This is a genomic window from Idiomarina zobellii, assembly GCF_900100855.1.
Taxonomy (GTDB): domain Bacteria; phylum Pseudomonadota; class Gammaproteobacteria; order Enterobacterales; family Alteromonadaceae; genus Idiomarina; species Idiomarina zobellii.
In genome coordinates, this window is sequence record NZ_FNCB01000004.1 from 42,753 (window position 1) to 54,967 (window position 12,215).

At 47.4% G+C, this 12,215-nt stretch carries 13 protein-coding genes; all 13 read left to right on the plus strand.

The features are described 5' to 3' along the window. Positions 1-172: 172 nt before the first annotated feature. The 13 genes from pspA to maiA all read left to right on the plus strand — a co-directional run bounded on the left by pspA (position 173) and on the right by maiA (position 12,210). A complete protein-coding gene (pspA, locus tag BLT32_RS05540; RefSeq protein WP_053953537.1) occupies positions 173-850 on the plus strand; it encodes a phage shock protein PspA in 678 nt (225 codons plus the stop codon). 14 nt (positions 851-864) lie between these two features. Beyond that, positions 865-1,107: an envelope stress response membrane protein PspB gene (gene pspB, locus BLT32_RS05545; RefSeq protein ID WP_053953538.1), complete on the plus strand. Its 243-nt coding sequence runs from the start codon at positions 865-867 to the stop codon at positions 1,105-1,107. Continuing rightward, a complete protein-coding gene (gene pspC, locus BLT32_RS05550; RefSeq protein ID WP_053953539.1) occupies positions 1,104-1,487 on the plus strand; it encodes an envelope stress response membrane protein PspC in 384 nt (127 codons plus the stop codon). Before pspB ends, pspC begins: the two co-directional genes overlap by 4 nt. Then, positions 1,484-2,857: a YcjX family GTP-binding protein gene (locus BLT32_RS05555; protein WP_053953540.1), complete on the plus strand. Its 1,374-nt coding sequence runs from the start codon at positions 1,484-1,486 to the stop codon at positions 2,855-2,857. Before pspC ends, BLT32_RS05555 begins: the two co-directional genes overlap by 4 nt. Continuing rightward, positions 2,854-3,849 carry a YcjF family protein gene (locus tag BLT32_RS05560; protein ID WP_053953541.1) on the plus strand — a complete coding sequence of 332 codons (996 nt, stop codon included), beginning with the start codon at positions 2,854-2,856 and terminating at the stop codon, positions 3,847-3,849. The genes BLT32_RS05555 and BLT32_RS05560 overlap by 4 nt, the downstream gene beginning before the upstream one ends. A 108-nt stretch (positions 3,850-3,957) precedes the next feature. Beyond that, a complete protein-coding gene (gene megL / locus BLT32_RS05565) occupies positions 3,958-5,190 on the plus strand; it encodes a methionine gamma-lyase (RefSeq protein WP_053953542.1) in 1,233 nt (410 codons plus the stop codon). Positions 5,191-5,250: 60 nt separating this feature from the next. Then, on the plus strand, positions 5,251-6,045 hold the full coding sequence (gene phhA, locus BLT32_RS05570) for a phenylalanine 4-monooxygenase (protein ID WP_053953543.1): 795 nt from the start codon (positions 5,251-5,253) through the stop codon (positions 6,043-6,045). 39 nt (positions 6,046-6,084) lie between these two features. Then, a complete protein-coding gene (locus tag BLT32_RS05575; protein ID WP_053953544.1) occupies positions 6,085-6,426 on the plus strand; it encodes a 4a-hydroxytetrahydrobiopterin dehydratase in 342 nt (113 codons plus the stop codon). Between the two features lie 120 nt (positions 6,427-6,546). Next, positions 6,547-8,118 carry a transcriptional regulator TyrR gene (tyrR, locus tag BLT32_RS05580; RefSeq protein ID WP_053953545.1) on the plus strand — a complete coding sequence of 524 codons (1,572 nt, stop codon included), beginning with the start codon at positions 6,547-6,549 and terminating at the stop codon, positions 8,116-8,118. A gap of 225 nt (positions 8,119-8,343) precedes the next feature. After that, positions 8,344-9,417 (plus strand): 4-hydroxyphenylpyruvate dioxygenase, encoded by a 1,074-nt coding sequence (hppD, locus tag BLT32_RS05585; RefSeq protein ID WP_053953546.1) that lies wholly within the window; start codon positions 8,344-8,346, stop codon positions 9,415-9,417. After that, the gene (locus BLT32_RS05590; RefSeq protein ID WP_053953547.1) at positions 9,410-10,540 is read left to right on the plus strand and encodes a homogentisate 1,2-dioxygenase; all 1,131 of its coding nucleotides are present in this window, start codon (positions 9,410-9,412) and stop codon (positions 10,538-10,540) included. The genes hppD and BLT32_RS05590 overlap by 8 nt, the downstream gene beginning before the upstream one ends. Positions 10,541-10,546: 6 nt before the next feature. Then, the gene (locus BLT32_RS05595; protein WP_053953548.1) at positions 10,547-11,572 is read left to right on the plus strand and encodes a fumarylacetoacetate hydrolase family protein; all 1,026 of its coding nucleotides are present in this window, start codon (positions 10,547-10,549) and stop codon (positions 11,570-11,572) included. Beyond that, positions 11,572-12,210 carry a maleylacetoacetate isomerase gene (maiA, locus tag BLT32_RS05600; protein ID WP_053953658.1) on the plus strand — a complete coding sequence of 213 codons (639 nt, stop codon included), beginning with the start codon at positions 11,572-11,574 and terminating at the stop codon, positions 12,208-12,210. Before BLT32_RS05595 ends, maiA begins: the two co-directional genes overlap by 1 nt. The last annotated feature ends 5 nt before the right edge of the window (positions 12,211-12,215 follow it).

Sequence of the window (12,215 nt, forward strand, 5' to 3'; positions counted from 1 at the left end):
TAGTTATTTTTGCTAATTATTAGTCTATTTCACCAACTGTGACAATGCCTGGTTATGTCACAAAATATAAAAAACCTTATTAATCAGTGCTCTAGCTAAGTACAAAAAGTTGGCTCGATACTTGAATAATGTATGAGCGAATAAATCATTAGCTATGTAAGAGGTATTTATTATGGGTATTTTTTCACGTTTTAGCGATATCGTGAACTCTAATATCAATGCGTTATTAGATAAAGCCGAAGATCCGCAAAAAATGGTGCGTCTGATTATCCAGGAAATGGAAGACACATTGGTGGAAGTACGCTCAACGTCTGCGCGTTTATTAGCGGAGAAAAAAGACATTCAGCGTCAGCAGCAGCGCATGGAAAAAGAAGTTGCCGACTGGGAAGCAAAAGCTGAATTAGCGCTGAGCAAAGAGCGTGAAGACTTAGCTCGACAGGCACTTATAGAAAAGAGCCGGGCGCAAGACAATGTCGATGCTTTGCAAAACGAAATGCAGCGTGTTGATGAGTCACTCGACAAACTGAATGACGAAATTGCACAGCTACAGGAAAAGCTGGCGGACGCGAAGTCTCGTCAAAAAGCGATTTTGATGCGCCAGAAAACCGCAAGTAGCCGATTACAGGTGAAAAAGCAGGTGGATAGTTCTAAAGTAGATGATGCAATGCAGCGCTTTGATCGTTACGAAGCAAAAATCGATGACTTAGAAGCGCAAGTTGAATCCTACGATATGGGTAAACGCACTTTGCGTGACGAGTTTGCCGAATTAGAAAACGAAGGCAAGGTCGATGAAGAGTTAGAAGCTCTGCGCGCTCGTATGAAGTCAAAGTCATCTAAAGACTCTGAATAAATAGGCAACGCAACATGGATATTGAAGCTATTTTAGGGATGTTGATGGCGCCGCTGATTCTGTTTGTATTGGTTGTTGCACCCATTTGGATAATTTTACATTACCGAAGCAAACGACAAATGAATCAGGGGTTGAATGAGGAAGAGCGTGAGTCGCTTGCGCTCTTGGCCGACCAGGCAAAACGTATTCGTGAGCGCGTGCAGACGCTGGAGCGTATTCTGGACGCTGACTCACCCGGTTGGAGGGACAGACAATGAGTATTTCAAAAGCACGCAGAGAGCTGACCCGCGACTCAGAAAAAGGCAAAATAGCCGGTGTTTGCGCCGGCCTGGGAGACTACCTGAACGTTGAGCCTTGGTTGGTACGAGTCGTATTTTTCACAGGGTTGATTTTCGCATCTGGCTTTTTCTTTGTATTGTATTTGGCAGGGTGGTTGATTCTCGACAAAAAAAAGCCCGATTTGAACTCGCATCGCGTCGACGTTAAAACCAAAGTTTGGCAAGGCGGCGAACCACCAAGAGACGCCATTCATGACATAAAGCGCGAGTTCGATGAGCTGGAAGCTCAGTTGCAATCTATGGAGAAATACGTAACCTCCAATCATTATAATCTTCAGCGAGAATTTAATCGTCTGTGAGTCGTATTAAGCAGTTTAAAAGCCAAACCCGCGATCTCATCCATCGCGGGTTTGATCGTCATATCAAGCTGGCAGTAACAGGGCTAAGCGGTGCGGGTAAGACCGCATTAATTACCGGCGTGCTGGAGCAGCTACTGTATGCGAATGAATCGCAAAACCTGCCTTATTTTAATGTGCGTCAACACCAGCGGCTTATAGGCTGCCGCCTGCATACCAGCCCTAACTGGGACACACCGCGTTTCGACTATGAAAAAGCCATTGAGCGCTTAACGGGTACACCGGGACAGTGGCCGGAGTCTACCCGCGATGTCAGTGAAATTCGGTTGGAGCTGAAATACCATCCGGAGCGGGGGCTAGCGGGTAAAGTTCTTGATGAGCGTCGACTTACCGTAGATATTATTGATTACCCCGGCGAGTGGCTACTCGACTTACCGCTGTTGTCGCTGACTTACGAGCAATGGTCTAAAAAACAGCGCACCTTGTTTTCCACTGAACCACGTAAAGAGCTGGCAGAAGCATGGCTTCATCAATTAAACGATCTGACAGCCGTTGCTACTGATGATAACGCCGAGAAGCAGATAAAAGTTGTCGCCAAGGCATATCGCCAGTATTTGGCAGACTGTAAAGAGCAGGGCTTAAAGTTGCTGCAGCCCGGGCGCTTAGTGCTGCCCGGCGAGTTAGCGGGAACGCCTTCTCTCGACTTCTTTCCGTGGCCTTTAGAGCAGCCCGTGCCTGATGCCTGGCAAAGCTTACTTGAGCGTAAGTTTGAGTATTATAAAGAGCAGGTGGTTAAGCCTTTTTATCAGAACTATTTTCGCCATTTTAACCGCCAGCTCATTCTGGTGGATGTGTTAAGTGCCTTAGAAGGTGGCGAGTCTTATTTTGACGAACTTAAGCTGGCGCTGAACGAAATTATGCAGAGCTTTAATTATGGTCAAAACAGTTTGCTAAGGCGCCTGTTTTCGCCGCAAATTGATAAAGTCTCATTCGTCGTTACGAAGGCTGATAGCGTTGTACCGTCTGATCATGCCAAGCTCACCGGGCTTATTAATGCACTGACCCTCGAGGGTCGTCAGCAACTGCAATTTGAGCGTATTCCTTTTGATTTATTCAGCGTGGCAGGTGTTGCGACCAGCCAATGGAAGCAACTGAAAAACGGTACTAATGTGCTGGAGGGAATTGATCAGTCCGGCGAGTTAGTCCGGGTTGGCGCTCCCCATGTGCCGGGTCGTTTGCCAACGCGAGAAGACTGGCAACAAGGCTATGTTTATCCGCATTTTCAGCCAAACTTTACGCTTGCAGATTCCCCGTTGCCGCATATTCGCTTAGACAAGTTGCTGAATTCAGTCATTGGAGACAAATTACGATGAGTAAGCATCGCGAACTCACCTATTATTCTGTCGAGGAAGAGGCACAGCCTCAGGTCTCCCCAGAGCCTTTCGATGAGCAAGGTACAATAGAGGACAATACGGAGTGGCGCACACACTATGACCGGAAGCCTCGCCGTTGGGGGCGTTGGCTGCTGTTTGGCCTGGTGTTAGCGGTAGTCGCCGGTATTGCCGAGATTGTATTAGCCGTTATCGAATCCTGGCAGCAAAGTTGGGTGTTGGGTGGGCTATGGAGCCTTGGTTTCGCATTAATAGTGGGGATTTTCTCAGCATTTATCGTCAAAGAGTTTTGGCAACTACGGCAACTAAAACGCCGCTGGCATGCACAAAGCCATGGAATAGAAAGTGTTGAGCAGCAGTTAAAATTGCTTGACCACCCAGACTTAGAGGAGCGTTGGGCGCAAATTTACCAGCCATACTGGTCTGATAGTGAGAAACGCGAACGTTTTGAGTGCGATATTCTCAGTCGGGTCGACCAACAAGCCAGTCGCTTGGTCAGTCGCTGGTCAGCGGAAGCTGCCGCTATGATAGCCGTTAGCCCCTTTGCGGTCTTAGATATGCTGATTATTTTATGGCGCAACCAACGAATGATTCATCGCATTGCCGCACTTTACGGCGTGAAGCTGGGCTATTTGGCTAGGCTGCGTTTGTGGCGGCAAGTGCTGGCAAATATCGCTTATTCGGGTCTGAGTGAAGCGGCTGTTGATTTGGGGACGCAGTGGGTCAGTGCAGAGCTTATTACCAAACTGTCTGCCCGCGCCGGACAAGGGCTAGGCGCCGGCTTATTAACGGCACGTTTAGGCTATCAGGTCATATCACTTTGTCGACCAATGCCATTTCAACACACCAAAAAACCAGGGTATGGTCGTTTGCAAAAAGACTTGCTCAGTCAGTTAAAAGGTGTTTTACCATCCTTATATAAAGCCCGTTTCACAAAGGCTGCGAAGAGCTCAGACACTAAGGTGGAAAACTAGCGTTACACTTTAAAAGAGGTTTGAGATAGCGCAAAGATTGCCAATATTGGGTTGCTCGTTGCACTCTGTTGCTCGTTAACATTTTACTGACAAACGAGTGAAATTTGTATGTCTGCCAAGAGCAACCACAACAATTCTAATAATAAGTGGCAACCTGCAACTCAGGTGATTCACGCTGGCGCTAATCATGATGATCCGTATGGTGCGCTAAGCAGTCCGTTGTATCAAACATCGACGTTTGCCTTTGCATCGTCTGAGCAGGGTTCGCGTCGGTTTGCAGGCGAGGAAGAGGGCTATATTTATAGTCGTTTAGGTAACCCAACCACGAACGAACTTGAGCAACGCATGGCTCAGTTAGAAGGCTATGAGGCCGCCGCCGCTGCAGCAACCGGTATGGGGGCGATAGCGGCAACGACTATGGCGTTCGTTAAAGCGGGCGACCACATTGTCGTTTCTGACGCCATTTACGGTTGTAGTTTTGCGTTATTCAGCGAATTGTTTGAACGCTTCGGTGTTCATGCTGACTTTATCGACTTAACGGATACCGAGCTCTTAGCGTCTACCATTAAAGAAAACACGCGTCTGGTGTTTTTAGAAACACCCGCGAATCCGCATTTAAAAACGGTCGACATTGACGCCGTACACGCTGTTATTAAGAACAAAGACATTCGGCTGATTGTCGACAACACCTTTATGACGCCGCTATTACAGCAGCCCAAGCAGCATGGTGCGGACATAGTCGTGCATAGCGCTACTAAGTTTTTGAACGGCCATGGTGACGTGGTTGCCGGTGTTGTGTGTGGTAGCGCGGAAGACATAGCCACTATTAAAAGCACGACATTAAAAGATATGGGAGCGACTATTAGCCCGCACGATTCCTGGCTTATTTTGCGTGGCTTAAAAACCCTGGATGTGCGTATGCAGCGTCACTGCGAAAACGCCAATAAGGTTTATGAATTTTTAACTCAGCGCAGTGACGTTAAAACCATCTATTTCCCCGGAGCGCCTGACCATAGCGCTCAGAAGCTGATGGGGCGGCAGATGAAGGCCAATGGCGCCGTTATTGCGTTTGAGCTTGACGGCGATGAAGCTATGGCGCGTTACTTTCTGGATCAACTACGCATGATTAAGCTGGCCGTGAGTTTAGGAGACGCTGAAACGTTAATTCAGCACCCGGCTTCGATGACGCATTCGCCGTATACACCGGAAGCACGGGCCAAAGCAGGCATTTCAGATACGCTCATTCGCATTGCTGTCGGCCTAGAGGCCGCAGAAGACATTATCGCTGACATTGAGCAAGCGCTGGATGCGTGTAAAGCGCAATGGCAACAGTCAGCGTAATTCTGAACTAATAATAACAATAACTATCAAAATTTAATGAGGAAGCAACAAGGTTGAATTATGGGTAAAGAAAGTCAATACGTATCGAAGCAGCCGGACGAGAACGGTATTATTCACTGGACTGACGAAGAGAACGCGATATGGAAAGATCTCGTTGAGCGTCAGTTAGAATGCATTCCGGGTAAGGCTTGTGACGAGTATATGAAGGGACTTGAATTACTCAACTTACCGAAAGATCGTCTGCCACAGTTGCATGAGTTGAACGAGGTGTTAGAGCGTGAAACTGGCTGGCAAGTCGCGGCTGTGCCGGCTCTTATTCCGTTTGACGAGTTCTTCCGCTTACTGGCGAATAAACAGTTCCCGGTCGCCACCTTTATTCGAACTCGCGAAGAGTTTGATTACTTGCAGGAGCCGGATATCTTCCACGAGATATTTGGACACTGTCCGTTATTAACCAACCCGGCGTTCGCTCACTTTACCCACCAGTACGGTAAACTGGGGTATGCGGCAACACCTAAAGAACGTGTCTATTTAGCTCGTTTGTACTGGTTTACGGTTGAGTTTGGGCTGCTGCAAACTAAAGAGGGCACACGTATTTACGGTGGTGGTATATTATCGTCGCCGGCGGAAACCGAGTATGCGGTTAACAGCGACAAGCCAGAGCGCAAACCATTAAAAGCCCTTGATGCACTGAGAACGCCGTACCGCATTGATATTATTCAGCCCATTTACTACACCATAGAAAGTGTTGATGAGCTGTTTGAAATTTCTGACATGGATATCATGTCACTTGTACATGAAGCGATGGAGCTCGGCTTGTTTGAACCGAAGTTTCCACCGAAAGATGCAGCTTAGCTTTTGCCAACGATAAAGAACAACGAGGAGTAAAGTTACATGGCACAATTAGATCAGGAACGTTGTGAAGCTTGCCACGCTGACGCACCCAAAGTGAGTGACGACGAGCTAAAAGAGTTAATGCGTGAAATTCCGGACTGGACGCCGGTCACCAAAGACAACGTTATGATGTTACAACGTGAATACAAGTTTAAAAACTTTAAGCAGGCACTGGCGTTTACTAACCGTGTTGGTGATATTGCCGAAGAAGAAAAGCACCACCCAGAGCTAATTACCGAGTGGGGCAAAGTGACAGTAACGTGGTGGACGCACGCTATTAACGGCTTGCATAAGAACGACTTTATTATGGCTGCGAAGACCGACAAGGTACTGGACGCCTAGGTAATCGCTTCCACTAAAATGCGAATAAAACCCTGGTGAAAATGTCCGGGGTTTTTTGTTTTTAAATGCCCACCTTTGGTGTATCATTTGCTTTACATTTAGACGGTGAAGCAAGGTGTTATGCGGCTAGAAATTACCTGTGATGACAGGCTTGGTATTTGTCAGGATGTCCTGCAAATTCTGCGTGATCACGAAATTGACCTACGTGGCATTGAAGTCGACCCTAAAGGGAAAATTTTTCTGAATTTCCCTGAGTTAGACTTTGATGATTTTCGTCATTTAATGCCGCAAATTCGTCGTATTCCTAACGTCAAAGACGTAAAAACCATTCCTTACATGCCGTTCGAGCGCGAGCATTACGAGTTTAATCTGCTGCTTTCTACGTTACCGGATCCGGTTCTGTCCATAGACACCAAAGGCGTTATCGATATTATTAACGATGCGGGTTTAAAACTCCTTTCGGACAGTCATGACGTGCTTAAAGGTGAGCTTCTGTCACAGTTTGTGCAGGGTATTGCGCTGCAGCGCTGGCTGGATAAACAGCCGAAAATGCCTATTTATGAAGCTGTGACCATAGGCAGTGATCAATACTATGCTCAGCTACTGCCTATTTGGGTTAATGACGAAGAGGGTATCGAAGTCTTTGCGGGTGCCGTAATGACCTGTAAGTCAGAGCCTGTTACCGAGAACTGGCAGCAAGCCAGTAATAAAGCTGCGTTTGATCGCTTACTAACGGAAACGCCGATAATGAAACGTGTTATCAGCGATGCGCAACGTATGGCCGAACTTGATGCGCCTCTGCTATTAGAAGGCGAAACGGGAGTTGGTAAAGAACTACTTGCGAAAGCTTGCCATTTGGCCAGCCCACGACATGAAAAGCCGTTTCTCGCCATAAACTGCGCAGCGTTGCCTGACAACGTCGCTGAGAGCGAACTTTTTGGTCATGGTGAGGGCAGCTTAAGTGCGCAAAGCGCAAAAAAAACTGGCGTGCTTGAACAGGCTGCCGGTGGAACCGTGTTGCTCGACTCTGTTGGGGAAATGTCGATTGGTCTGCAAGCCAAGCTACTGCGCTTCCTGGAGGACGGTGTATTTCGCCGCATTGGCGAAGAGCAGGAAGTGAGTGTCGATGTTCGGGTGATTTGTACAGCGCAAGGTAACTTATTCGAACTGGTTGAAAATGGTGAGTTCCGTGAAGATCTCTATTATCGCTTAAACGTATTGGCTTTGACCGTTCCACCTCTGCGCGAGCGCAAAGCGGATATTATTTTATTGGCTGAGCATTTTGTTATTCAGGCCTGCAAAAAACTGGGACGTAGCCAGGTTCAATTAAGCCGCACGGCGAAAGACAGGCTCAAAAATTATCATTGGCCGGGCAACGTACGTCAGTTAGAGAATACGATGTTCCGTTCCGTCTCTATGTTGGAAGGGCAGACACTGGAGCCGGCAGACATTCGGTTACCGGAACTGGAGCGAAACGACGAGCGTCTGGCGGTTGATATTGAAGATATTACGCTGGAAGAGGCGTTGAGGCAGTTCGAAAGCCATATTATGAAACGGCTGTATCCAAACTACCCGAGTACGCGTCAATTAGCCAAGCGTTTAGGACTGTCGCACACGGCCGTTGCGAATAAATTAAGAGACTATGGTATTGGAAAACAACGCAAAGGGCGGCCACGTAAGCCCAAAGACTAAGAGCCGTCGTAAACTTAACCTGCCAAAAAAAGCACTTTGTAAATTTTAGTTTACAAAAAATAACAGGATAAACCTTGATATAGAGCAAAGGTTTATCCTGTAACAATTACTTTACAATAATAAGCTTCCCCGTGCCTGGCACTATTTCCGGTTTGAATTCGCATTGTTAACACTTTTACGGCTACAGTCTTAGTGTTAATAAACGAATAACAAGAGGAAGTAATAATGTCAGAGCAAGTCATGAACCCCCTAAATACTGATGGTTTTGAATTCGTTGAGTACACGGCTCCGGATCAAAAAGGCATCGACGCATTAAAAGATCTGTTCGATAAGTTGGGCTTTACTGAAGTGGCTAAGCACAAGTCAAAGCAAGCTTGGTTGTTCAAACAAAACGACATCAACTTTATTGTAAATGCTGAACCAGGTGGTCAGGCAGAAGAGTTTGCTAAAGACCACGGTCCCAGTGTTTGTGGTATGGCATGGCGTGTTAAAGATGCTGGCCACGCATTAAAGCATTCATTAGAGAATGGCGCGAAGGCGTTTCCAGATGACAAAGGCGTTATTGAAAACATTCCAGCGGTTTTCGGTATTGGTGAAAGTGCGTTGTACTTTGTCGACAACTATCAAAATAACGAAATCTACCAGCAACATTTTGACTTCTATGATAACTGGGAAGGAAAAATGAAAGACCATGCGGCAGGTTTGTATGAAATTGACCACCTGACGCATAACGTCTTCCGCGGCAACATGGATACCTGGGCAGGCTTTTATGAGCGCATTGGCAACTTCCGCGAAATCCGTTACTTCGACATTGAAGGTAAGCTAACAGGTCTGCTAAGTCGTGCAATGACTGCACCTTGTGGCAAAATCCGTATTCCAATTAACGAGTCGCACGACGACAAGTCACAAATTGAAGAATACCTGCGCGAATACAAAGGCGAGGGCATTCAGCACATTGCACTCACCTCAGACAACATCTACAAAACCGTTGAAGACCTGCGCTCAATTGGCATGGAATTCATGGACACGCCAGACACCTATTACGAGAAAATCAACGAGCGTGTTGAAGGCCATGATGAAGACGTTGACGCGCTGCGCAAGCAACGCATTCTGATTGACGGTGCGCCAATGAAAGACGGTATTTTGCTGCAAATTTTCACGCAAACCGTTATTGGCCCGGTATTCTTCGAGATCATTCAGCGTAAAGGTAACGAAGGCTTTGGTGAAGGTAACTTTAAAGCGCTGTTTGAGAGCATTGAAGAAGACCAAATTCGCCGAGGAGTATTAGACGATGCGTAAATGGATCAGCTTCCCGAAGCAGGAAGGGACGTCGTCACGACAAGCCCATGCTGACTTTCCGGAGCAGGCCATTTATGAGCGTGAAGCGGGTCGCAGCGGCTTTTTTGGCCCTGCGACACACTTCCATCATCAACATGCGCCGACCGGTTGGTCGGAATGGGAAGGCCCGCTTAAACCGCGTGCCTTTGATTTTAATCAGCTGACCGAGCAAGCACCGGAAAACCCGTGGTTAACGCCGGATTTGCTGTCAAACAGCAGTTGTAAGTTCCGTGTTTGGCACTGTACTGAGAATATGCCGTATTTGGTGCGCAATGCCGACGGCGACGACCTGTTGTTTGTGCATGAAGGCAGCGGTCATTTGTATTGTGACTATGGCCATATTCATCTGGTTAAGGGGGACTATTTCTTAGTGCCGCGTTCGACCAATTGGCGTCTTGAACCTGATGAAAAAATGGAACTGCTGATGATTGAAACCACTAATGGTTCGTATCAGCTGCCGGAGAAGGGTATTGTCGGTAACCATGCGGTATTCGACCCAGCGGTTTTGGATACGCCTGCCATTGATGACGAGTTTAAAGCACAGTACAGCGAAGACAGCTGGAAAGTGTACGTTAAGCGTCACCAGCAAGTCAGCGTTATTACTTATCCGTATAACCCGTTGGATGCCATTGGCTGGCACGGTGATTTAGCACCTGTGCGTTTGAACTGGCGTGACATACGGCCACTGATGAGTCACCGGTACCACTTACCGCCGTCAGCACACACAACTTTTGTCGCTGAACGTTTCGTGGTGTGTACTTTTGTGCCAAGACCTATTGAGTCTGACCCTGGCGCACTTAAAGTGCCGTTCTATCACAATAACGATGATTACGACGAAGTATTGTTCTACCACGAGGGCGACTTCTTTAGTCGCGATAATATCGACCGTGGTATGGTAACCTTCCATCCCGCAGGGTTTACCCATGGCCCACACCCGAAAGCTTTCAAGGCGGGTCGGGAACACAAAAAGAAATTCACTGACGAAGTAGCAGTCATGCTGGATACCCGCGATTCGCTGGAAATGAGTGACGCGGCGATGAAGGTCGAAAATCCAGATTATGTCTACAGCTGGCAGGAGAAATAACAACTTATGAAATTAGCCACTTATAGAAATGGAACGCGTGACGGCCAGTTAATGGTAGTTAGCAAGGACTTAACTCGAGCAGTTGCAGTACCCGCTATTGCTTCCTGTATGCAAGAAGCCATTGATAACTGGGACGATGTTGAGTCAAAGCTTAATGACGTTTACACGCAACTGAATAAAGGTAGCGTTGATGGTGAAGTGACGTTTGAGCAAGTCATGTGTGAGTCGCCATTGCCTCGTGCGTACCAGTGGGCTGACGGCAGTGCTTATGTCAACCACGTTGAACTGGTGCGTAAAGCGCGCGGTGCCGAAATGCCACCAAGCTTCTGGGAAGATCCACTGATGTATCAAGGTGGCTCGGATGACTTCTTAGGTCCACACGACGAAATTCAAATGGGCAGCACCGAGTGGGGCATTGATTTTGAAGGCGAAATTGCTGTAGTCACTGACGACGTACCTATGGGTGTCGATGCGAAGTCGGCTGCAAGTCACATTAAATTACTTATGTTGGTTAACGATGTGTCGTTGCGTGGTCTTATTCCGGGCGAACTGGGCAAAGGCTTTGGCTTTTTCCAGAGTAAACCATCGTCTGCGTTCTCGCCTGTGGCGGTAACACCGGACGAGCTGGGCAGTGCCTGGAAAGACAGTAAAGTTCACTTACCGCTGTTGTCAGAATATAACGGCAAGCCGTTTGGTAAGCCAAACGCGGGCGAGGACATGACCTTTGACTTTGGTCAGTTAGTTGCGCATGCCGCTAAAACTCGAAACCTGGGTGCGGGCGCTATCATTGGTTCGGGTACGGTGTCGAATAAACAAGGCACAGACCACGGCACGTCGATTGCTGAAGGTGGTGTTGGTTATAGCTGTATCGCTGAAGTTCGAATGATAGAAACCATCCGTGATGGCAAGCCAACGACTGAGTTCATGAAGTTTGGCGACACTATTCATATGGAAATGAAAGATGCCAATGGCGAATCTATCTTCGGTGCGATTGATCAGAAAGTGGTTGAATATAAAGGACCTTCAGAATGATGAAGCTCTATGGATACTGGCGCTCTAGCGCCAGTTTTCGTGTCAGACTGGCGTTGTATTTAAAAGAGCTAGAATTTGAATATCATCCCGTGCACTTGGTCAAAGATGGCGGTGAACAACACACTCCTGAATACCGAAAATTAAACCCGGCCGGATTAGTGCCGACTTTTGTCGATGACGAAGTCACGCTGAATCAATCGTTAGCCATTATTGAGTATTTGGATGAACGCTATAAGCAGCATCCGCTATTGCCAAGTGCTACCGTTGATAAGGCGCGGGCAAGAGCTTTGGCTTATGATCTCGCATGCGAATTACAGCCGGTCACAAATTTGCGAGTACTGAAATACCTTACTGGTGAACTTAATTGTAGTGATGAACAGCGCAATGACTGGATTCATCATTGGGTTCATCAGAGTTTCACCGCATTTGAACAGCGCCTGACCGAAACAGCGGGTGATTATTGCTATGGAGATTCGGTAACATTAGCGGATATCTGCTTGTTGCCTCAGGTGTACAATGCCGAGCGTTTTAAGGTACCGTTAGATAACTACCCGACGCTTGTGGCAGTGCATGACCGCTTACAACAATTAACCGCGGTACAACAGGCACGCCCAGAGAATCAGCCAGACGCACAATAAGGAAT

Bases quoted from the DNA above. Each gene is read 5' to 3' on its own strand.
- pspB (WP_053953538.1), top strand. From the start codon at position 865: ATGGATATTGAAGCTATTTTAGGGATGTTGATGGCGCCGCTGATTCTG.
- megL (WP_053953542.1), top strand. From the start codon at position 3,958: ATGTCTGCCAAGAGCAACCACAACAATTCTAATAATAAGTGGCAACCT.
- hppD (WP_053953546.1), top strand. From the start codon at position 8,344: ATGTCAGAGCAAGTCATGAACCCCCTAAATACTGATGGTTTTGAATTC.
- BLT32_RS05560 (WP_053953541.1), top strand. From the start codon at position 2,854: ATGAGTAAGCATCGCGAACTCACCTATTATTCTGTCGAGGAAGAGGCA.
- BLT32_RS05575 (WP_053953544.1), top strand. From the start codon at position 6,085: ATGGCACAATTAGATCAGGAACGTTGTGAAGCTTGCCACGCTGACGCA.
- tyrR (WP_053953545.1), top strand. From the start codon at position 6,547: ATGCGGCTAGAAATTACCTGTGATGACAGGCTTGGTATTTGTCAGGAT.
- pspC (WP_053953539.1), top strand. From the start codon at position 1,104: ATGAGTATTTCAAAAGCACGCAGAGAGCTGACCCGCGACTCAGAAAAA.
- maiA (WP_053953658.1), top strand. From the start codon at position 11,572: ATGAAGCTCTATGGATACTGGCGCTCTAGCGCCAGTTTTCGTGTCAGA.
- pspA (WP_053953537.1), top strand. From the start codon at position 173: ATGGGTATTTTTTCACGTTTTAGCGATATCGTGAACTCTAATATCAAT.
- BLT32_RS05595 (WP_053953548.1), top strand. From the start codon at position 10,547: ATGAAATTAGCCACTTATAGAAATGGAACGCGTGACGGCCAGTTAATG.
- phhA (WP_053953543.1), top strand. From the start codon at position 5,251: ATGGGTAAAGAAAGTCAATACGTATCGAAGCAGCCGGACGAGAACGGT.
- BLT32_RS05590 (WP_053953547.1), top strand. From the start codon at position 9,410: ATGCGTAAATGGATCAGCTTCCCGAAGCAGGAAGGGACGTCGTCACGA.